This window comes from Pseudomonas poae (genome assembly GCF_001439785.1).
GTDB lineage: Bacteria > Pseudomonadota > Gammaproteobacteria > Pseudomonadales > Pseudomonadaceae > Aquipseudomonas > Aquipseudomonas poae.
Genome location: NZ_JYLI01000003.1, coordinates 241087 through 262100, shown reverse-complemented (window position 1 = coordinate 262100; position 21014 = coordinate 241087). Strand labels below are relative to the sequence as shown.

At 61.3% G+C, this 21014-nt stretch carries 21 protein-coding genes and 1 riboswitch; of the genes, 9 read left to right on the top strand and 12 right to left on the bottom strand.

Features of this window, described 5'->3' with window-relative positions; all coding sequences use genetic code 11:
• Positions 1–15 precede the first annotated feature (15 nt).
• A complete protein-coding gene (locus tag TU75_RS04940) occupies positions 16–609 on the top strand; it encodes a phosphoheptose isomerase (protein WP_007904374.1) in 594 nt (197 codons plus the stop codon).
• Positions 606–1187 (top strand): BON domain-containing protein, encoded by a 582-nt coding sequence (locus tag TU75_RS04935; RefSeq protein WP_004371998.1) that lies wholly within the window; start codon positions 606–608, stop codon positions 1185–1187. Before TU75_RS04940 ends, TU75_RS04935 begins: the two co-directional genes overlap by 4 nt.
• Before the next feature lie 68 nt (positions 1188–1255).
• Here TU75_RS04935 and TU75_RS04930 read toward each other — a convergent pair whose 3' ends face one another.
• Positions 1256–2029 (bottom strand): YiaD family glycine zipper/OmpA-like lipoprotein, encoded by a 774-nt coding sequence (locus TU75_RS04930; protein ID WP_015371194.1) that lies wholly within the window; start codon positions 2027–2029, stop codon positions 1256–1258.
• Between the two features lie 373 nt (positions 2030–2402).
• Here TU75_RS04930 and TU75_RS04925 point away from each other — a divergent pair, with 373 nt between their 5' ends.
• Positions 2403–2873, top strand: a complete 471-nt coding sequence (locus tag TU75_RS04925; protein ID WP_004372003.1) for a helix-turn-helix domain-containing protein — start codon at positions 2403–2405, stop codon at positions 2871–2873.
• Positions 2870–4141, top strand: a complete 1272-nt coding sequence (locus TU75_RS04920; RefSeq protein ID WP_004372007.1) for a type II toxin-antitoxin system HipA family toxin — start codon at positions 2870–2872, stop codon at positions 4139–4141. Before TU75_RS04925 ends, TU75_RS04920 begins: the two co-directional genes overlap by 4 nt.
• Here the strand turns inward: TU75_RS04920 and TU75_RS04915 are convergent.
• The 5 genes from TU75_RS04915 to TU75_RS04895 all read right to left on the bottom strand — a co-directional run bounded on the left by TU75_RS04915 (position 4138) and on the right by TU75_RS04895 (position 13092).
• Positions 4138–6867, bottom strand: coding sequence for a winged helix-turn-helix domain-containing protein (locus TU75_RS04915; protein WP_060548336.1), 2730 nt, complete (start codon positions 6865–6867; stop codon positions 4138–4140). The two genes, TU75_RS04920 and TU75_RS04915, sit on opposite strands and share 4 nt — an antisense overlap.
• A gap of 164 nt (positions 6868–7031) precedes the next feature.
• Positions 7032–8396: a DUF1329 domain-containing protein gene (locus TU75_RS04910; RefSeq protein WP_004372014.1), complete on the bottom strand. Its 1365-nt coding sequence runs from the start codon at positions 8394–8396 to the stop codon at positions 7032–7034.
• A gap of 44 nt (positions 8397–8440) precedes the next feature.
• Complete coding sequence (locus TU75_RS04905) at positions 8441–10300, bottom strand: DUF1302 domain-containing protein (protein ID WP_004372017.1); 1860 nt, start codon at positions 10298–10300, stop codon at positions 8441–8443.
• A 331-nt stretch (positions 10301–10631) separates the two neighbouring features.
• Positions 10632–12314: a fatty acid--CoA ligase gene (locus TU75_RS04900; RefSeq protein WP_060548335.1), complete on the bottom strand. Its 1683-nt coding sequence runs from the start codon at positions 12312–12314 to the stop codon at positions 10632–10634.
• Between the two features lie 145 nt (positions 12315–12459).
• Complete coding sequence (locus TU75_RS04895) at positions 12460–13092, bottom strand: LysE family translocator (protein ID WP_004372020.1); 633 nt, start codon at positions 13090–13092, stop codon at positions 12460–12462.
• Positions 13093–13180: 88 nt separating this feature from the next.
• Here TU75_RS04895 and TU75_RS04890 point away from each other — a divergent pair, with 88 nt between their 5' ends.
• The 3 genes from TU75_RS04890 to TU75_RS04880 all read left to right on the top strand — a co-directional run bounded on the left by TU75_RS04890 (position 13181) and on the right by TU75_RS04880 (position 16016).
• The gene (locus TU75_RS04890) at positions 13181–14143 is read left to right on the top strand and encodes a 2-hydroxyacid dehydrogenase (RefSeq protein ID WP_060548334.1); all 963 of its coding nucleotides are present in this window, start codon (positions 13181–13183) and stop codon (positions 14141–14143) included.
• Positions 14144–14174: 31 nt separating this feature from the next.
• Entirely contained in the window at positions 14175–15173 is a 999-nt protein-coding gene (locus tag TU75_RS04885) for a methyltransferase (RefSeq protein WP_060548333.1), read from the top strand.
• A 50-nt stretch (positions 15174–15223) separates the two neighbouring features.
• A riboswitch (yybP-ykoY riboswitch) is annotated at positions 15224–15344 on the top strand.
• A gap of 87 nt (positions 15345–15431) precedes the next feature.
• Complete coding sequence (locus tag TU75_RS04880; protein ID WP_004372026.1) at positions 15432–16016, top strand: TMEM165/GDT1 family protein; 585 nt, start codon at positions 15432–15434, stop codon at positions 16014–16016.
• Positions 16017–16142: 126 nt separating this feature from the next.
• Here TU75_RS04880 and TU75_RS04875 read toward each other — a convergent pair whose 3' ends face one another.
• The 4 genes from TU75_RS04875 to TU75_RS04860 form a co-directional block, all read right to left on the bottom strand.
• Positions 16143–16961 (bottom strand): M48 family metallopeptidase, encoded by an 819-nt coding sequence (locus TU75_RS04875; RefSeq protein ID WP_004372028.1) that lies wholly within the window; start codon positions 16959–16961, stop codon positions 16143–16145.
• Positions 16962–17086: 125 nt separating this feature from the next.
• Positions 17087–17707, bottom strand: coding sequence for an SOS response-associated peptidase (locus tag TU75_RS04870; protein WP_004372030.1), 621 nt, complete (start codon positions 17705–17707; stop codon positions 17087–17089).
• Between the two features lie 36 nt (positions 17708–17743).
• Entirely contained in the window at positions 17744–18004 is a 261-nt protein-coding gene (locus tag TU75_RS04865; protein ID WP_004372032.1) for a putative signal transducing protein, read from the bottom strand.
• Positions 18005–18015: 11 nt separating this feature from the next.
• Positions 18016–18198 (bottom strand): CPXCG motif-containing cysteine-rich protein, encoded by a 183-nt coding sequence (locus TU75_RS04860; protein ID WP_004372034.1) that lies wholly within the window; start codon positions 18196–18198, stop codon positions 18016–18018.
• A gap of 133 nt (positions 18199–18331) precedes the next feature.
• Here TU75_RS04860 and TU75_RS04855 point away from each other — a divergent pair, with 133 nt between their 5' ends.
• Entirely contained in the window at positions 18332–19495 is a 1164-nt protein-coding gene (locus TU75_RS04855; protein ID WP_173664751.1) for a 1-acyl-sn-glycerol-3-phosphate acyltransferase, read from the top strand.
• 110 nt (positions 19496–19605) lie between these two features.
• On the opposite strand, the gene TU75_RS04850 is transcribed toward TU75_RS04855, so the two are convergent.
• Complete coding sequence (locus TU75_RS04850; RefSeq protein WP_004372038.1) at positions 19606–19863, bottom strand: hypothetical protein; 258 nt, start codon at positions 19861–19863, stop codon at positions 19606–19608.
• Between the two features lie 183 nt (positions 19864–20046).
• On the opposite strand from TU75_RS04850, the gene TU75_RS04845 reads away from it, so the two are divergent.
• Positions 20047–20256 (top strand): hypothetical protein, encoded by a 210-nt coding sequence (locus TU75_RS04845; protein WP_004372040.1) that lies wholly within the window; start codon positions 20047–20049, stop codon positions 20254–20256.
• Positions 20257–20316: 60 nt separating this feature from the next.
• Here TU75_RS04845 and TU75_RS04840 read toward each other — a convergent pair whose 3' ends face one another.
• A complete protein-coding gene (locus TU75_RS04840; RefSeq protein WP_004372041.1) occupies positions 20317–20904 on the bottom strand; it encodes a YajG family lipoprotein in 588 nt (195 codons plus the stop codon).
• Positions 20905–21014: the final 110 nt, after the last annotated feature.

The following is a 21014-nucleotide window of genomic DNA, read 5'->3' as shown; positions in this document are numbered from 1 at the left end:
CTTAAGGTCACACAGATGGACATGCAATCCCGAATTCGCCAGCTTTTCCAGGCCAGCATCGACACCAAGCAACAGGCGATGGACGTACTTGCACCGCACATCGAGCAAGCCAGTCAGGTCATGGTCAATGCCTTGCTCAACGAGGGCAAAATGCTTTCGTGCGGCAACGGCGGATCCGCCGGCGATGCCCAGCACTTCTCGTCCGAGCTGCTCAACCGCTTCGAGCGCGAGCGCCCGAGCCTGCCGGCCATTGCCCTGACCACCGATTCGTCGACGATCACCTCGATTGCCAACGACTACAGCTACAACGAAATCTTCTCCAAGCAAATTCGCGCCTTGGGCCAACCAGGTGACGTGCTGCTGGCGATTTCCACCAGCGGCAACTCGGCGAATATTATTCAAGCGATCCAGGCCGCACATGATCGCGAAATGATTGTCGTAGCATTGACCGGACGCGACGGTGGCGGCATGGCCTCGCTGTTGCTGCCCGAAGACGTCGAGATTCGCGTCCCGGCCAATGTCACCGCACGTATTCAAGAAGTCCACCTGTTGGCGATCCACTGCCTGTGCGATCTGATCGACAGTCAACTGTTCGGGAGTGAAGAATGACCGTTAAACGACTCAGCCTGGTGACTATTGCGCTGTGCCTCGGCATCAGCGGTTGCAGCACGGCCATCACCGCGACACGGGATACCCCCATCCAGGACGACAGGGGCACGCGTACCTTCGGCAGCACCATTGATGACTCGCTGATCGAAACCAAGGTCAAGGTCAACGTGGCCAAGGCCGCGACCGATCTGGGCAACGGCGCTTCGCGCATTGTAGTGACCAGCTTCAACGGCGTGGTACTGCTGGCAGGGCAAACGCCGCGCGCCGACCTCAAGGCCCAGGCCGAACAAGCCGCCTCGGCGGTGCAGCGGGTCAAGAAAGTACACAATGAGCTGCAGGTGATGGACCCGATCACGCTGCTGGCCATCAGCAACGACGCCCTGCTGACCACCAAGATCAAGGCGCAGATGCTCACCGACAACGCGGTGCCGGGCTCGCGGATCAAAGTGGTTACCGACAACGGTATCGTTTACCTGATGGGCCTGTTGACTCAGGCGGAAGCGACCCGCGCATCCAATCTGGTACAGGGCGTGTCCGGCGTGCAGAAGATCGTGAAGGTGTTCGAATACATCGACTGATCCAAACCGCCGCCATAAAAAAGGGCGCCGTGCATTGATTGCACGGCGCCCTTTTTAGTGGCCGGGGCTTATTGGTACTGCTGGTACGGGTTGCCCTGGAACTGGTTGTTTTGCTGTGGCGCCTGCTGCTGACCAGCCGGTTGGCCGTATTGCTGGCCAGGGATCGGGCCCAGGTTGACCTCGACGCGACGGTTTTGCGCACGGCCGTTCACGTCAGAGTTGCTGGCAATCGGGTTATCCGGGCCGGCACCGCGTGCGCTCAGGTTGGCTGGGCTGACGCCTTGGGAGGTCAGGTAATTGGCCACGCTCTGGGCGCGACGCTGGGACAGGTCCATGTTCAGTTGGCGGCTGCCAGTGCTGTCGGTGTAGCCGACGATCTGGATAGTGTTCTGGCTGAACTGCTTGAGCGAGCTGGCCAGGTTGTTCAGCGGCTGATAGAAGCTGCTGGCGATCGCGTCCGAGTTGGTGGCAAAGGTGATATTGCCCGGCATGATCAGCTTGATCTGATCGCCCTGACGCTGCACTTCAACGCCGGTATTGGCCATGCTTTCACGCAGTTTCTTTTCCTGCTGGTCGGCGTAATAGCCATAGCCGGCAGCACCGGCACCGGCAACTGCCGCCCCAATCAGCGCGCCCTTGCCACGGTGGTTATGGTCGATGGCAGCGCCAGCCAGGGCACCGGCCAGGGCGCCAAGACCGCCGTATTTGGCGGTCTTGCTCATCCCGCCCTCGGAACCATTGCTGGCCTGCCCCTGATTGCCGCTGTAGGGATTGGGAGAAGCGCAGCCGGACAACAGGGCTACGGCGGTGGCGACAACAAGCAGACGACGCGGAGTGAACATGAAGAGAGCTCCTACTTTTGCATTCTGTGATGCAGAGGACATTGGCAACTGGCCTGTGCCGAGTTTTGAACGCGACAAATGGTAAAGATTCCGTGGCGGCTAGCCGAGGGGCATCGAGGGCAACCCGTTCTTGTCGCTTTACAGACCGTAGCAGACCCAGGCTGAACGCGGCCTGCAGTTCCAGTGGAACGCTTCTCCAGACAGGACAGCCCGATTCCTCCAAGCCTCACCTATCCAACTGCGTGTTAACGGTGACATTGTGCTATTAAACTATAAGAAAGCGAGTTATTACGCCAGAATAATTGCACTTTTAAACAGAGTTTAAGGTGCTATTATTCTTTCATCAAAACTCAGAAAATGCAGGAATACTGGCATGGCAAAAAAAGTATCTCCCCTGTTGCCTGCTACTGAGCGTCTCCTCTCGGATTTCGGCGAACGCATAAGACTGGCGCGCATGCGGCGTAAAATTACCGCAAAACAGGCTGCTGAACGTGCAGGCATGTCGCAGATGACTTTGCGCGCGCTTGAGCGTGGCTCATCCGGAAGCACAATTGGCGCCTATCTGGCAGTCCTGCAAGTGCTGGGGCTTGAAACAGACCTTAACGTCGTTGCCGCAGAAGATGAGTTGGGCCGGCATCTGCAGGATGCTGCGCTGTTGGCCCGCAAAGCCGCTGTGTCTCATAGGGACGCCCGATTGAAGTCAGGGAAAGTTACAACAAAGAACGCTCCCATTCTTAACGAGCCGCTAGCCTCAACATTCGAACCCTCGCTTGAACAGGACACGCTCAGCAGCGATTCGCTTGCAGCGCTGATTCCGGCGCGAAAAAGGACAGACAGGCCATGACAATGATAGGGGTGTACGCCGACTGGGAAGGCATCGACGGCCCCGTGCGCCTTGGCTGGCTGCATACTCGAAAAACCCGTACAAGCGAAAAATTCGAGTACGAAACCGATCCGGCCTCTCTGCAAAATCCAACACTGAGCGCCATTCAGATCGATCCGAGTATCGGGCCTTTCGCGGGGGCGCAGTTCCCAGCGAATGGCCGGAACATGTTTGGCGTATTCAGCGATTCATGCCCTGACCGCTGGGGACGGCTCCTCATGCAGCGTCGACTGGAGCGCGATATACGAGAAGGCGCAGTCAGTGCAGACACTCGACTCGGGGAATCGGACTACTTGCTGGGCGTGCATGACCTCTATCGCGCTGGCGCTCTGCGCTACCGACTGAACGATAGCGGCAACTTCCTTGATGATCGGGACGCGGTTGCGGCGCCCCCCTTTATCGAGCTGCATGCCCTTGAAAGGGCCAGCCGCGCGCTGGAGAACGACCCGGAAAACCGTGCTCCTGAAGGACGGGAATGGCTGCGCATGCTGATCGCGCCCGGCGGCTCCCTTGGCGGCGCCCGTCCCAAGGCGAGTGTGTCGGACACAAACAGTCACCTGTGGATCGCCAAGTTCCCCTCCACCCGCGATACCTACGATGTGGGTGGCTGGGAACTGGTAGTCAATGCCTTGGCCAAAGGCTGCGGCTTACGCGTTGCCTCTGCGGTTGGGAGGCGCTATGCCAGTGATCACCATTGCTTCATGGTCAAACGCTTCGACCGAACCGCAGCAGGCGGCCGCCTCCATTTTGCCTCTGCCATGACGCTGACAGGACATGTAGACGGCGACGACGCGGGAAGTGGAGCGAGCTACCTTGAGCTGGCCGAAATACTGATGCGCCATGGCTCGAACACCGATAAGGATCTGAAGGAGCTGTGGACACGTATCGTGTTCAACATCCTCGCGTCGAACACCGACGATCATTTGCGCAATCATGGCTTTATTCTCGAACCCGGCAAGGGGTGGCGCTTGTCGGACGCCTATGACTTGAACCCAACGCCTGTCGGGGATGGATTGAAGCTGAACATCACGGAATACGACAACACTCTCGACCTTGAGCTCGCGAGGGAAGTCGCCGGATTCTTCCGAATCAGCCTCGCGGATGCCGATGAAATAATTGCAGACTGCAGCAATTCAGTCAGTCATTGGCGCACCGTCGCCAAAGCCATTGGCCTCTCGCAACGGGAACAGGAATACATGGCCAGCGCTTTCGAAAAAGCCAGCGCTTAACCAATCAACCTCAACGCCTGCGCCCGCGCCACGGCCTGCGTCCTGCGCTCCACCCCCAACTTGCTGTTGATGTGGCTCGCATGGGTCTTGACCGTGTGCAGGGAAATAAACAGCCGGTTGCTGATTTCCTGGTTCGAGCAGCCCTGGGCGATCAATTGCAGCACCGCCAGCTCCCGACTGCTGAGGGTTTCGTGGGCAAGCATGGTGTCGGGCGCCAGCGCTGCCGGCAGCAGGGCCAGCAAGCTTTGATTGAGCACGTCCTGGGCGTCTTTGCCCAGTTGCTCGCGCATCCACTCAGGGTACGCGTCCAGCAGTCGCTGGAACGGCAGCAACGCGCCGCCCGCCCCCGCTTGCAGTGCACGTGCCAGTACCGGGCGTGCCTTGGCTTCGTCGCCGCAGTCCAGCAGCAATTGCGCCTGCTGGGTCAGCGCCAGCAGGGCGATCATCTGGCGCCCGCTATCGTGGCCGTGTTGCGCCAGGTCGCCGAGACGTTGCAGCGCGGCAGCGGGCTGATTGCGAATGGCATCAAGGGCGGCCTGCTGCAGCTCGATATGCTGCGCCAGATGCGGGTGAAACTCTGGCGCAGCGGCCGCATGCTCGCCGTTGTAGGTCTGCGCTAGCCGCGCAAGCCACGCGTCCGCCAGTTCGGTGCGGCCCTGAGCCAGCCACAGCTCGCATTTGATCAGGGTAATCATTGCCAGGTAGTAGATCGGCGGCACGTCCCAGATATGCATCAGGCGCTCGGCCTCGGCCAGTTCGGCAAAGGCCTTGGCGAAGCCTGCGCGGCGTCCTTCAAAGCTGGCGATCACACAATGACCTATCAGCACGCTGATATCGCGGCACGCCCGGGCTTCGGCCAGGCCGGCGCGCAGACAAGCGATACCGGCGTCGGACTGATTGCGCATCAGCAGCAGATACCCTTCGTACAGCGACAGCCGCGCACGCACCGCATACAGACGCTGCGGCGCCAGGCCTTGCAGGCGCTGCAGGCCCTGGCGCACTTCATCAAGGGCACGCAGGATCTCGCCGCGCGCCTGCAATACCCGCGCGCGGTCGTAATGGGCCAGCGCCTCGAATAGCGGGTTGCCCACCCGTTGCGCCAGTTCCAGGGACTCACGGTTAAGACCACGGGCACGCCACAGGTCGGCGTCGACGATGGCCAGGTTGGACAGCGTCGACAGGCATATCAGGCGCTGGCCATAACGCCGCTGCGGCAGACTCTCCAACGCTTCGCTGCAGTAACGTTGGGTCAGCTCACGGTCGCCACGCCCCCGAGCGATGATCCCGCTCAACGCCAGCCACTGGGCCAGCATCGACCTTTGCGCAGTGGCCGACGGCGCCGGCAGAAAGCGGCTGAGATAGCTGGATAGTTCTTCCGCCGCATCCAGCTGGCAGGCCAGACCCAATGCCCAGCTGTACAGCACGATCAGGCGCGGCGTGCTGATCAGCAGGCTGTCGGGCAGGTCCATTTTCCAGCGCAGCAACATGCCGATATTCTGCTCGGCCAGCAGTTGCTCTTCGGACAAGTTCTGCACCAGATTGGCCGCCACATCCAGATGGCCGGCGCGCAGTGCCTGCTCCACGGCCTCATCGATCAAGCCCTGGGCATTGAACCAGCGACAGGCACGCAGGTGCAGGCTCGCCGCCGGCAGCACGGCGGCACTGGCGCGGCGGGTGCGCAACAGGTCGGAGAACAAATGGTGATAGCGGTACCAGTGGCCTTGATCGTCAAGCGGCACGAGAAACACCTGGTGCGCTTGCAGGTAGCGCAGGATTTCCGCGCTGTCGTGCGCCTCGCGCACGGCGTCGCACAGCTCGCTGCAAAAACGCTCCTGGGGCGCGGTGTCGAATAGAAAGGCCTGCACTTCAGGCGGCAGGCAGTCGATCACCTCTTCGAGCAGGTAATCGCGGATCAGCCCCTCGCCACCGTGCAGACTCTGCGGCAAAGCCTCTTCGCTGCCAGCCTCGGACGCGGCCAGCAACCAGAAACGCAGGCCGGCCACCCAGCCTTCACTGCGGCGAATCAGGTTTTCCAGCGCCTCGCCGCGCAGTGAGTTGCTGTGGTGGTCCAGTACCGCCAGGGATTCGGCGTGGGTCAGGCGCAGGTCCTGTTCGTTGAGTTCCAGCAGATGCCGGGACAAACGCAGCCGCGCCAGATGCCAGTCGGGACGCTGGCGACTGGTGACCAGTAAGACCAGGCCATCAGGCAGATGATTGAGGAAAAATTGCAGGCAGCGATCCAGCACCGGGCCCTGGGCCAGATGGTAGTCATCCAGCACCAGCAACAGTGGCGCACGGGTGGAAAGGTAAAGCGTCAGCTCGTCGAGCAGGCCGTCGAGCCATTCTTCGAAGGCAAAGGGCTGATGGCGCTGGCGCATTTTCAGCAGGCCCAGAGACTGGACGCCGATCTGCGGGAAATAGTGCTGCAAACCCTCGAGCAGCCGTTCGAGGAATCGCCCCGGATCGCTGTCCCTCGCACTCAAGCCCAACCACAGGCTCTGCCAATGGGCCGGCAACGCCTGGCAGAACTCCACCGCCAATGAGCTCTTGCCGAACCCTGCCGGCGCGCTGACCAGCAGCAACCGCCCTTCGAGCCCCGCGCTCAGCCGTTCGCACAAGCGGGGTCGCGGCACGTAGCCGTCAGGCAGCGGAGGCCTGTAGAAGCGACCTCCCAGAAGCGGCATGACCGCGCTGGCAGGCCCCTGGATTCGGGACAGATCAGTCATCGCCGGGCTCTTGTATAAGGCTGTTGTCGGCATTGCAGATGTCCGCAGACTAGCGGTAAAAGCAGCTGCCTTGTAGATCTTTGCAACATTTGCCTTAAAAAGAACTGCGACAAGAAATGTGGAAAGGGGGCTTGCCCCCTCCCCCAGTGTGGAACCCTTATCGCTTAGCGAACACCATCCTGACGCAGCGCCGCCGGGGTGAAGTCGCTGGTGCTGGCGGTGAAGCCGAAGTCATAGGCCTGTTTCTCTTCGTTCTTCATGCCCAGCGCCAGGTAGCGGCCGGACTGCAGGTCGTAGAGGGTTTCCAGGGCATACCACGGCACTTGCTTGTCGTAGTAGTTCTCGGCATGGGCTTCGGCGACACGCCACAGTTGACCACGACCGTCGTAATGGTCGATCACCGCCGCCTGCCAGGTGTCTTCATCGATGAAGAAGTCACGCTTGGCATAGATATGGCGCTGGCCTTCCTTCAAGGTGGCGACCACATGCCAGACACGGCGCAGTTCATAGCGCGTCAGGTCCTGATTGATGTGGCCGGCCTTGATGATGTCAGCGTACTTGAGCTTGGGGTCGTCGATCTTGTAGCTGTTGGAGGCGATGTAGATTTCCTTCTTGCCTTCCAGCTTCCAGTCGTAGCGGTCCGGGGCGCCGTTGTACATGTCGAGGTTGTCGGAGGTACGCAGGCCGTCGGCGGCGGTGCCCGGACCGTCATAGGACACTTGCGGCGCCCGACGCACACGACGCTGACCGGCGTTGTAAACCCACGCCGAACGCGGCTCCTTCACCTGGTCAAGGGTTTCGTGCACCAGCAGCACGCCACCGGCCAGACGCGCCGGCGCGGTCACTTGCTGCTTGAAGTAGAACAGCACGTTGCCCGGGTTTTTCGGGTCGAAGTCCTTCATCTTGTCGCGGAATACAAACTGGTCGCGAAAGTACACCAGGCTGTAGGAACCGTTGGTTTGCGGCGTAGCCTGGGTGACCAGACGCGTCACGCTGCCACCGCGATAGCGGGTGATGTGGTTCCAGATCACTTCAACGCCGGTCTTTGGAATCGGGAACGGCACGGCCGTTTCGAAGTTTTCCAGGCCATTGCCGCCAGACACCAGGTTGGTGGTGGTGGCGTTCTTCTTGATGGCTGCGAACACATCCGCCGGCACGGTGGCGCCGCGATGGGTCGGGTAGACCGGCATCTTGAAGGTGTCCGGGTAGCGCTTGAACATCGCGTACTGCCCCGGCGCCAGCTTGTCCTTGTACTGCTCGACGTTCTGCGCGGTGATGGTGAATTGCGGTTGTTCACTGGCATAAGGGTTGGCCAGGAAACCACGGGCATCGACCGCACCGGCGTTGGTGGGCATGGGTGACCATTTAGGAATGGTGCCGGCCGCGTTACCGGCCATTTCGGCGCCCATCGGCGTCAGGCTCGTGCCCAGTTTGGCGGCTTCATCCGCCGAGACGGCGGCCATGACGTGGCTCGCCATGATCGACAGCCCCAGCACACCGATATGCAACAGACTTTTGCTTATTTTCATGTTCTTGTTCTTCCTGAAAATGCATGTCGCTTGGAAAAGTGTGCTTAGAAGTTGGCGCCGAAGCTCAAGGCCACGAAGTCGCGGTCATCCACGGTGCTGAACTTGCCACCAAAGAAGTTGGTGTAGGCCAGGCTCGCGGTGTAGGTGTTCTGGTACTCGGCATCCAGGCCCAGGCTGACCGCCTTGCGGCCTTCTTCAAAGTTGCCGCCAGGGCCTGGGGAGTAACCCTTGACGTCATGGGACCAGGCTACGTTCGGCTTGAGGTTGACCCCGGCGAACACGTCCGGGTATTCCCAGATGGCGCGTGCGCGGTAGCCCCACGACGTTGCGGTGGTGTAGCCGTCGTTGCTGCAGTTGGTGTTCAGGCCGGCCGCATTCGGCAGACCGGCGCCGCTGGCGGTGGAAGCGTTGAGCGCATTGCAGAACCCGCCCGGCAAGGTGCCCGGACCGAAGACCGGATCGCGGCCGTAACGGGCCTGGGACTTGCTCTCCAGTCCGCCCACGTGGGTCACGCCGATTTCGCCGACGGTGGTCAGGCGGCTGGCCCCCATCACCTGGTCGAAGAAGTGCGTGAAGGTGGTCTGGAACTGCGTCACTTCCTTGCGGTTGTAACCATGCAGGTCCTGGCCCGGGCTGCCTTTGAGCACGGATGCGTTGCCGAAGCCTGGAATCGGCGTGACGCCGGCAAACAGGATATCGGTGGTGCTCAGTTGCACTGGCGCATTCGGACGGTAGCTCAGCTCACCGCTCCAGGCGGTGCCGGTAGGCAGCGTGGTGGAGAAGCTCAAGCCGTAGAGGCGGATATCTTCCGGATATTCGACGAAGTAGTTGGAACTGCCCGCCACGATCAGCGGACGCAGTGCCGCCAGCGGCCCTAGTGGTCGAGTGAATGCCGACGCCGGCGCACCCTGGGCACTGAAGATCGGCGCACGGCTGTGGTAGTTCATGAAGTACGCGCCGAACTCGGTGTCCAGCGGTTCGAAGTTGTAGTGCATGGCCATGCCGAACTGGCCGCTGTCGCGCGCATCACGGTCCGGCCCACGGCGCACCAGCACGCCCTCGCCGTTGACGTCCACGCCCAGCGCATTCAGGGTCGGCAACGCCGCGCCTGGAATGGTCGAGCGCTTGTTCAGCACCCGCAGGTTATTGCTGCAGCCGTCGGAGATCACGTCAGGCTGGGAGAAGAAGGTGCCGCAGTTATCGGTAACGGTCTGGTCCCATTCCAACTGGTAAAACGCCTCGGCCGACAGGTTGTCGGTGAGCGTCTGGGACACATAGAACATGTTGACCGGAATCAGGCCTTCCTTGATCTCGGCGCCCGGACGACGGAACGCGGACACGTCGATCGGGTTGATGGAGTTGATGCCGCCGCCGATGAAGGTACTTTCACCCCAGCTCACCACCTGCTTGCCGAATCGCACGTTACCGGGCTGATCGGCGATGCTGTAGTTGTGGTAGATGAACGCATCGAGAATCTGCCCGCCCGAGGATTTGGCACCCTCTTTGCGGTTGTTGTCACTGATGTCCTTGAACTGACGGCTTTCGTCTTTGAGCTCGAAGTCATACCAGTACTTGCCACGCACAAACACGCCGGTATCGCCGTATTTCAGCTCCAGGTCGTGAATGCCCTTGAAGATCTTCGAGAAGGTCTCGCCGCGCTTGAAGTTCAGGTGACCGTCGTCGGACGTCTGGGACAACCCTCGGCCGCCGTTGTTGGCGCCGATCAGGTCGCGGTTGGCCTTGGCAGTGGACCAACTGGCGCCCACGGACAGCGACGAGTCAAAGCTCCCTTCGATTTCACCGATATTGAAACTGACGCCGAATGCAGGCCCGGCGAGCGTAGAGGCGAGACTGACGGCCAGGGGCAGTTTTGCCCGGCGCCAGAACTGGTTTACTGAGGTCATCGACGCTACTCCATGTGCATTATTGTTATGGCAGTGAGTTTTTTCGGTGATGCGTGTAACGGCCGGAATACAACGATTCCAATGCCGTCCGGCAGCCAGGCCCCCATGGCCTGAAGTGCAACATCCTTGAAAAACTCTGTGAGTGACTATAGCCAGCAGGGCATACCGCTTGATCCCTCTAAAGTGTGATTTGCATCACCAACCCGTCTGCCACAGTCCTTTCGCCACGTCGGCGAAGGCCGACGCGGGAAGGATGGCTGAAATTCGGCAAATCACAAGTAAAGCCGCAAGATAGAGCATTGCCGTGCCCGAACGGGCACGGCGGACGGGCTCAGAGAGTGGACAGGAACGTGCTGTTGTTGGCCTGCCATTCGATGATGTCGACGCGGATACGTTTTTTGTCGAGCTTGCCAACGCTGGTCTTGGGAATTTCCGTAACAACGGCGATCTGGCTCGGAATCGCCCACTTGCTCAAGTGGCCCAACTCCACGAATGGCTTGAGGTGTTCCTTGAGTTCGCGCGCACCGATCTCATGGCCGTCGCGCACCACCAGCAACGCAAACGGGCGCTCGCCCCATTGCGGATCGGCGATGCCCACCACCGCGACTTCGCGCACCGACGGGTGGCGGCTGATCAGGTCTTCGAGGGCCAGGGACGAGACCCACTCGCCGCCAGTCTTGATCACATCCTTGATGCGGTCGCGAATGTCGATCACGCCAAAAGCATCCAGGGTGGCCACGTCACCTGTGTGCATCCAGCCACCGGCCCACAACTCGGCGCCCTTTTGCGGCTCGTTGAAATAGCCTTCGCTGAGCCACGGCGCACGTAACACCAGCTCACCCTGGGACTCCCCATCGGCGGGCAAAAAGTTGCCCTCGGCGTCGACAATCGCCGCGTCCACCAGCGGCCCTGGGACACCGGCCTTGATGCGATACGTGGTGCGCTCGTCCTCACTGCCGGCCATCAACTCATCGTTGAGGTGGGCGCAGGACACCAGCGGCCCGGTCTCGGACATGCCATAGGCGGCCGTCAGTTGAATGCCCCGAGCCTTGGCCGTTTCATACAGGGTGCGGTTGAGCGAACTGCCGCCGATGACGATTTTCCAGCCGCCAAAGTCCACGTCCTGGGCGGCCTTGGCGTTGAGCAGCATTTGCAGAATGGTCGGCACGCAATGGGAAAAGGTGACGTGCTCCTTGCGCCATAACGCCACCAGGTATTCCGGGTCGTAGCGGCCGGGATACACCTGTTTCAAGCCGAGCATGGTCGCCACGTACGGCAGGCCCCACGCATGCACATGAAACATCGGCGTGATCGGCATGTACACGTCATTGGTACCCAGCAGGCGCACGCTGTCGACGCTGCCCATGATGGTCGCCACGCCAATGGTGTGCAGCACCAACTGGCGATGGGTGAAGTACACACCCTTGGGGTTGCCGGTGGTGCCGGTGGTGTAGAAAGTGGTGGCGACCGAGTGCTCGTCGAAATCCTCGAAGTCGTACGTGGGGCTCGCGGCAGCCAGCAGGGTTTCGTACTCGCCCACCAGGTTGGGCAACTCGGCGGTGCTGGCGTCGTCGTCGGTGAGCAGCAGGGTCTTGTCCACCGTGGTGAGTTGCCCGGCGATGGCCTGATAGAGCCCGACGAACTCGCTGTTGACCAGCACGAGGCGGTCCCCGGCGTGGTTCATGGTGTAGAGAATCTGCTCCGGCGACAGACGCACGTTGATGGTATGGACCACCGCGCCGATCATCGGGATGGCAAACATGCATTCCAGGTAGCGGTGGCTGTCCCAGTCCATCACCGCGACGGTGTCACCGGCCTTGACCCCGGCTGCGGTGAGCACGTTGGCCAGCCGCGCGACGCGCTCGATCAAGGTGGGATAGGTGTAGCGCAGCCTGTCGCGGTAGACGATTTCCCGGGTCTTTTCGTAGCGGGTGCCGGACATCAACAGGCGCTTGATCAACAACGGGTATTGGTAAGCGCCTTCGGCGGGCGGGATAACACGGGTCTGCAACATACGAATCCCTTTTTATGACTGCACGGTCTTGGCTTGAAGACTTGCACTGTAGAGGCCTTGTGTTTCAACCAAATCAGCCAAAGGAATGATTTGCAGAGCGCTGCAAATGCTAGCTTTGCGCCAGCTTTTGAGAAACGCCAGCGGGTTATTTCATGCTGGTGAACGCCAGCTTCACGCCGATGGCAATCAACACGGCGCCCATGGTGCGATCGAACCAGTGCCCCATCCGCGCAAACCCGGCGCGCACGCGCTGCTGGCTGAACAGCATCGCCACCAGGCAGAACCACAACCCCGTCGCCACCGCCAGGTACACGCCGTAGCCGGCCTGCACCGCCAGCGGCGTGTGCGGGTTGATCACCACGGTGAACAGCGACAGAAAGAACAGCGTGGCCTTGGGATTCAGGCCGTTGGTGACGAACCCGGCAGTAAACGCCCCACGCGGCGTGCGCTCGCCCGCTTCACGCTGCAACTCGCCCTCGGCGAGCGGTTTGGCCGGCTGCGCGCGCAGAGCCTTGAAGCCGATGTAGAGCAGGTAGGCGGCTGCCGCCCATTTCAGCGCGTTGAACAGTACGATGGACTGGGACACGATCAAGCCGATGCCGAGCAACGAGTAGCCCACGTGCACGAAAATCGCCGAGCCGACGCCCAGCGCGGTCCAAGTCCCGGCGCGACGGCCGTGGGTGACGCTTTCGCGCACCACCACGGCGAAGTCAGGGCCAGGGCTGGCCACCGCCAACAGGTGAATGAGGGCCACGGTCAAAAACTCGGCGAGGTACATGTTCGCTCCCATTACGTAACGGATTATTTCATCTGATAGTCTCGGCAGATTACGCCTTCGAACTTCGCCGCAAAAGGTACAGTTGAGCATGAACAATCGCCACGCCGTCTTCCTCGATCACCCCTCCCTCGACCTTGGCGACCTCGACCTCAGCGGTTTGCAGGCCTGCTTCAGCGACCTGCAGCTGTGCGAGCAGACCACCGCGCAGAATGTGATCGAACGCCTGCAGGGTGCCCAGATCGCCATCAGCAACAAGATCGTGCTCGACGCCGACACGCTGGCAGCCTGCCCCGAACTCAAGCTGATCCTGGTATCGGCCACCGGCACCAACAACGTTGACCTTGCGGCCGCCCGCGCCCACGGCATCACCGTGAGCAACTGCCAGGGCTACGGAACGCCGTCGGTGGCGCAGCACACGCTGATGCTGCTGCTCAACCTGGCCACGCGCCTGCAGGACTATCAGCGCGACGTGGCCGCTGGCAAATGGCAGGAAGCCAGGCAGTTTTGCCTGCTGGACCATCCGATTGTCGAGCTGCAAGGCAAGACGCTCGGCCTGCTCGGCCATGGCGAACTGGGCAGCGCCGTTGCGCGGCTGGCCGAGGCCTTTGGCATGCGCGTGCTGCTGGGCGCGATTCCTGGCCGCCCCGCCCGCGCGGATCGGGTGCCGCTGGATGAGTTGCTGGCGCAGATCGACGCACTGACCCTGCACTGCCCGCTCAACGAGCACACCCGCGATTTGATCGGCGCCCGCGAGCTCGCACTGCTCAAGCCCGGCGCGCTGGTGGTCAACACCGCACGCGGCGGCTTGATCAATGAACAGGCGCTGGCCGACGCGTTGCGCAGCGGGCATCTGGGCGGCGCCGCCACGGATGTGTTGAGCGTGGAGCCGCCGGTCAATGGCAACCCGCTGCTGGCCGGTGATACTCCTCGGTTGATCGTCACGCCGCATAACGCCTGGGGCAGTCGCGAGGCGCGCCAGCGTATCGTCGGCCAACTGGCGGAAAACGCTCGGGGCTTTTTTAGTGGTGCCCCGCTGCGGGTCGTCAGTTGATAGACTGCGCCCCTTTTTCAAGGAGCTGACCATGGATCCGCGCAGTGAAGTACTGCTTCGCCAGCCCGAACTTTTTCAAGGCAACCTGCTGCTGGTGGGTTTGCCGGCCGACGACTTGCTCGGTCGCCTGCCCAATGCCCACGGCTGGTGCTGGCATGCCGGTGACCAGGCAGCGCTCGACGCACGCTTCCCGGAGCGCAGCGCGTTTGGCGTGAATGTGCCCGAGCGCCCGTTCGACGCGGCGGTGATCTTCCTGCCCAAGTCCAAGGACCTCACCGATTACCTGCTCAATGCGGTGGCCGCGCGCCTGCCCGGCGCCGAACTGTTTCTGGTGGGTGAGAAAAAAGGCGGTATCGAAAGCGCCGCCAAGCAGTTGGTCCCGTTCGGCAAACCGCGCAAGCTGGATAACGCGCGGCATTGCCAGCTGTGGCAAATCACCGTGGTCGATGCACCGCAGGCCGTTGAACTGGAAAGCCTGGCACAGGTGTTCGAGGTGCCGCTGGCCGAGGGCCCGCTGAAAGTGGTCAGCCTGCCGGGCGTGTTCAGCCACGGGCGCCTGGATCTCGGCACCGAGTTGTTGTTGGCGCATCTGGACAAGCTGCCGAGCGGCCATCTGCTGGACTTCGGTTGCGGCGCAGGTGTGCTGGGGGCTGCGGTCAAGCGGCGTTACCCGCACAACAGCGTGACGATGCTGGACGTAGACGCCTTCGCCACCGCCAGCAGTCGCCTCACCCTGGCAGCCAACGGCCTGGAAGCCGAGGTGCTGACCGGCAACGGTATCGACGCCGCGCCGATGGGATTGAACGCGATCCTGAGCAACCCGCCGTTTCATGTCGGCGTGCACACCGATTATTTCGCCACCGAAAACCTGCTCCGAAAAGCGGCGAAACACCTGGCAAAAGGCGGCGAACTTCGCCTGGTCGCCAACAGTTTCCTCAAGTATCAGCCGCTGATCGAAGAGCACCTGGGCATCTGTGCGGTGAAGGCCGAGGGCAACGGTTTTCGCATTTACCGCGCCAAGCGTCCCTAACGGGCGTTTGAAAAAGAAGGCTTGCCGAATGTGTCCTGGCTAGGCAGAATCCGCTCCGTCCTAGGGGAGTAGTCTCCCACGAGTTCAATCTCGTCCGGCATACGTCAACATACTTGGTCAACAGACCATGGCGTATGCGACCCAGGAGTCCGCACAGACGGACCGGGGTTTGACAAGACCTATGACACGCACACCTTACCCGGGGCGGGAGGGCTGTACGTGTCATAGCCGTGTCGACCCGCCCCTGGAACCTACCTGATGCTGGATTCTCTGCTCGTCCCCACCGCAATCGTTGCCTTGGCCGAAATCGGCGACAAGACGCAACTGCTCGCGCTCATCCTTGCCGCACGCTTTCGCAAACCCTGGCCAATCATCGCAGGCATCGTCGCCGCGACCCTGGCCAACCATGCGGCCGCCGGTGCCGTGGGCGCCTGGTTTGGCAGCTTCTTCTCGGACGCAGTGCTGCACTGGATTCTCGCCGCGAGCTTTTGTGCCACGGCCTTGTGGACGCTGGTGCCGGACAAGCTTGACGATGACGAGGCCAGCACGACGCGCAAGTTCGGACCGTTCCTCACTACGCTGATTGCGTTCTTCCTCGCGGAGATCGGTGACAAGACGCAGATCGCCACGGTGATGCTGGCGGCGCAGTATCCGGAGCTGTGGCTGGTGATTATCGGCACGACGCTGGGCATGTTGATTGCCAACGTACCGGTGGTGCTGGCAGGGAATTTTGCGGCGGAGAAACTGCCGCTGACCTTGATTCGCCGACTGGCAGCGACGGCGTTTTTCATCCTGGCCATCGTGGCGGTCTACAAGGCGATGCAAAGCAGCGGGTGGATCTAGCCCAGTTTAAAACTGTGGGAGCGGGCTTGCTCGCGAATGCGGAGTGTCAGTTACTGCATCTCTCTGATAGACCGCTTTCGCGAGCAAGCCCGCTCCCACACTAGATCCTCACCAGACTCAAAATTATCAGGATTTTTTGGCCTGTTGGTACAGCGGCATCACTTTCGGAATGGCCGCCTGCAGCGAGGCGATCCGGCTATCGGAGGCCGGGTGAGTGCTCATGAACTCGGGCGGTGCGCCTTCGGAAGCCTTGGCCATCTTGTTCCACAGCGTGATCGCCGCGTTCGGGTTGTAGCCGGCGCGGGCCGACAGTTCAAGGCCGATCAGGTCGGCTTCGTTTTCATTGCTGCGGCTGTTGGGCAAGGTCATGCCGTAGTTGGCCACGGTATCGGCCAGCGCCAGGCTGTCCTGGCCCAGGCCGAATATCGCGCCGGCGCCCTGTTTGGCCATCTGGATGCCATAGGCCTTGGACATGGCTTCACGGCCATGCTCGCGCAAGGCGTGGGCAATTTCATGACCCATCACTGCGGCGAGCTCGTCATCGGTGAGCTTGAGGTTGTCGATCAACGCGCTGTACACGAAGATCTTGCCGCCAGGCCCGCAGTTGGCATTCATCTCGTCGCTCTTGATCAGGTTCACTTCCCACTTCCACTGCGCCGCATCCGGGCGGAAAGTGGGCGCCTGGGCGATCAGCCGATTGGCAATGGCCTGCACACGCTTGGCGTTGGCGCTGGTTTTGTCCACCAGGCCCTTGCCACTGGCTTCGCCCAGCGTTTGCTGATAGGACTGGGCATACATCTGGTCGACTTCCTGACTCGACAGCATGCTGAACATGTATTGCTTGCGCTCAACCCCAACGGCGCCGCCGCTGGTGGTGTTGACCGACTGACACCCGGCCAGCAGCATGGCCGCCGCCAATACACTTACTGCCAATGACTTTTTCATGCGAGACGCTCCCTGAAAACATGGCGCGTATCGTAGGCCCTCGTGTGTATCCGCGCCAGATACACATGACGTTTAACGGCTGTATTTCCGATACATCCCACACGCGAGCAGCATTGGCGGCACTGTCAGGCCGGGGTCAGGCACTCCGGCCCGTTGAGCTTTGGATCGTTGACCATATTGGCCAGGACCCTTTCGCGCAACGCGGTGGGCTCGCTGGCCAGCAGCGCCTGCAGCACATGCAACGGGGTCTCGGGATCGAGCCACGCCGCCTGGCCCGCCGCATCGAGAATCAGCGGCCGGCGCTGGCTTTGCGCGGCCTGGGTAACCACCGCGGTGCTCAGCCATACCTGCTCCTGCACGGGATACGCTTCCCAGATCGCGGCAAAAAACAACGTGGAGCCCTCCCCCGGCGTCAACCAGTACGGGCGTTTGCGCTGGGTGCCGCGCCATTCGTAGAACCCGTTGGCCGGCAGCAGGCAGCGACGCTGGCGAAATGCCTCGCGAAACATCGGTTGCTCCGCCAGGGTTTCGGCACGGGCATGGGCCGGCGTGCGGGACAGGTCGGTCAGCCACGGCGGGGTCAGGCCCCAGCGCGCGCGCGCCAGGGTGCGCTGGCCTTCGTTCTGGCGCTGGATCAGCACCGAATCATTCGGGGAAATGTTCCACTGGGCCTGCTGGTCCGCCGGAAAACCCGGCAGGGCGGCAAAACCGGGGTTCCAGCGAAACAGGGCATAACGTCCACACATGGGGCAACACGACTCTTGGGTAAACCGACCGACAGCCTAACAGACCAGCACGTCGGGAAAGCTGTCGGGTTCGTCGCCGGGCAAGGGCTGCGCGCCGATATAGGCGGTGACCAGCTCACGGGCATAGGCCGCCCGGTCGTTGTCGACCTCCAGACCCAGCAGGCCGAAAATCGGCAACTCGCCGGCGCCACCGAGCAGATGGCGCCCTACCAGGTGCGCATCGATGCCCTCGCTGGCGAGCATCTGTTGCAGCAACTCGCCCTCCATCAGGTTTTCCGGTTCGTAGATGCGCTGCATGGGCGTGCCTGCTATTCGTTCTCGGCGTGGACTTCAAGCATCCATTCATGGCCATCCGTTTGCAGGATGAAATTAATCGGTCGGCAACAGACCGGGCAATCCTCGATGTACTGCTGATCACCACCGGACAGATCCAGCACCGCCTCTGCCGGCTCACCACAATAAGGACAATCATACGGTTCAGTTTCCAGCATCGCAGTCTCCCAGGTGACTTGTGCGTATAATCGCCGGTCTATTTACAGGGCTATTGATCGGCCGGGCCAATTACCCGCGCCGCACCCTGGTATTTCCTTTACTTACCCTAGCCGTTTCCAACAAGAGAGCATGATGGGCGAATTCGATACCATCCGACCTTACAACGACAGCGAAGTCCCGGCAGTGCTGGCACGCCTGTTCAGCGACAAGGCCTTTCTGGACATCCTGACCCACTTCCGCTTCCCCCGCTTTGCCGGCACCCTGGGCTGGCTGCTCAAGCCAATGATCGCCCGCAAGCTGCGCCGTGAATTCGCCGGCGTCACCACCGTGGCCACGCTGCAGGACAAGGTCGAGTATTACGTCGACCACACCATTGACCGAGCGACCGACGGCGTGACCTACACGGGCGTCGAACAACTCAAGTCCGGCACCGCCTACCTGTTCCTGGCCAACCACCGCGATATCGTGATGGACCCGGCCTTCGTCAACTATGCCGTGTACCACGCCGGCCTGCCGACGCCACGCATCGCCATCGGTGACAACCTGCTGCAAAAGCCGTTTGTCAGCGACCTGATGCGCCTGAACAAGAGTTTCATCGTGCACCGCTCGATCACGGGACGAAAGGAAAAGATGGCGGCGTATCATTTGCTGTCGGCCTACATCAATCATTCGATCCGCCACGACTGCCAGTCGATCTGGATCGCCCAGGCCGAAGGCCGCGCCAAGGACGGCGATGATCGCACCGAATCGGCGATCCTCAAGATGTTCCACGTGAGCCGCAAGGACGAACCGTTCGCCGAGGTGATCCAGTCGTTGAACCTGACGCCGGTGTCCATCAGCTACGAGTACGACCCCTGCGATACCGCCAAGGCGCGCGAGCTGTACATCCGCGCCACCACCGGCACCTACAGCAAGGCGCCGGGCGAGGACGATGTGAGCATCGCGCTGGGCATCACCGGTTACAAGGGCCGCGTGCACATCAACTTCGCACCGCCGATCACAGAGCGCTTCGAAGATACCAAACTGCTGGCCGTGGAAATGGACCGGCAGATTCTCGGCGGTTATCGGTTGTTCCCGGTGCATTACCTGGCGTATGCGCAGTGGGCCGATGCGGACCCGCAATTGCAGGTGCCGACTGCGGCCGCAGTGTTCCCGGCGGATGAGTTGGCCAAGGCGAAGGCAGAGTGGGAACGGCGTTTGAATGAGTGCCCGGCGGAACACCGGCCATACCTGATCACGCAATACGCGACCCCAGTGCGTAACCAATACCGCGTCAAGGCCGGTATCCCGCTTTAAGCGCCGCTCCAGATGTGGGAAGTGCTTGTTCCCGATGACGGTGAATCAGTCGATACCTGTATTGGCTGAAATACCGCTATGGGAGCGACCACATGGGTTTTGCAGCGCTTTTAGAAGTGAGTGCCGAGCCAGGACAAGACCAGCGCCAACCCTAGACCTGCAAACCCTATACGGTAAGCCAGGCGGTGCGCCCGTTCAGTGCGTACATCCAAAAACAGCATCGGCTGATCGATTGCGCGCTCTTCGCTCTGCGCGCTGAGATCGGCCATCGCACGTTGTTCGTGCAGGCGAGTGATAAACAGCAGCACCGCCGCAAGGCAGGCCATCAACAGGGCAACAGCATTGATCAACAGTGCGGGCAGTGCCATCGCAAACCTCGGTGAATCGAAAACCTGGTATCCATTCAGATACGTACCTGGGCGTCTGTGGCCTCCTGTGCCCAAAAAGCTCCATGCCCCGTGTACGTTTAATGTATCCAGTAATTTACGACGTCACCTGAACGTCACCTTAACAAGCCATTCTGTTGCCCTTCGAACGCCCGGGAGCTTGTCATGTTGCACGCGCAGAACCAGGACCGGTTGTATCTGGTCGCCCAAAGTGATGAACAGGAGGCGCTGATCGGCAGCCTGGCGTTCAACGTTCAGGACCGCCACTGGCTGGTGTATTGCGCCTTGGGCGGGCATCAGCATGCGGATTGGCCGGAGATGGATCTGCTCACGGGCGTAAGCATGCTGGACTTCCACGTCCACAGCGCCGCGTGAAGAAACGCCGGGCGAAAAAAAACCGGGCTCAGCGATGAGCCCGGTTTTTTTGTGAACGGCTTACTGCTGCGAGCTGAGCAACTGGCCGATGCTTGGGTCCTTGAACAGGCGGGTCAGGGCGTCGCTGAGAACGTCGCTGACCAGCTTGGTGTTGGTCTCCTGGTTTGGCGACATGCCAAAGCGCTGATTGAGCGAAGCCGCATAACGGCCGCTGTAACGACGGGTACCGGCGCTGACATCGGACTTGAACGTGGCGCCGATGGAGGCTTCAGTCACGTACAGGCCTTCCTTGGGTGACTGGTATTTCAGTTCGGCCAGGGTGACCGTCAGTTGAGGCGCGCCCGGCGAAGTGGTCGGCGTGAACCCCAGCAGGCGCACAGCGGCTTCAGCCTGGGCCTGCAGCTTGGGCAGCACGTCCTGACCATTCACCGAAATCAGTGCAGTCTCCGGGTACAGGCCGCCGCGCGAGCCCAGGGTTGGCGATGGACGGCCGTCCACCACACGCACCGACACCGGCTGGCCATGCCCCACCGGCGCCAGCTGCGTGGTGATCTTGGGTTGCGGGCTGAGTTGTTGCGGGCTGTTGGCGCAGCCAACCAGGGTCAAACTGGTCACAGTGATCAAACCGAACAACAGGCGTTGCAACATACTCATTTCTCCAGGACTAGATGCAAACAGGCCGCCAGTATAACGGTGCACGCGCGCCACTCACCAGCGATCCTGAACGGCAGCTGAAGCCACGGCGAAATTACAATTTC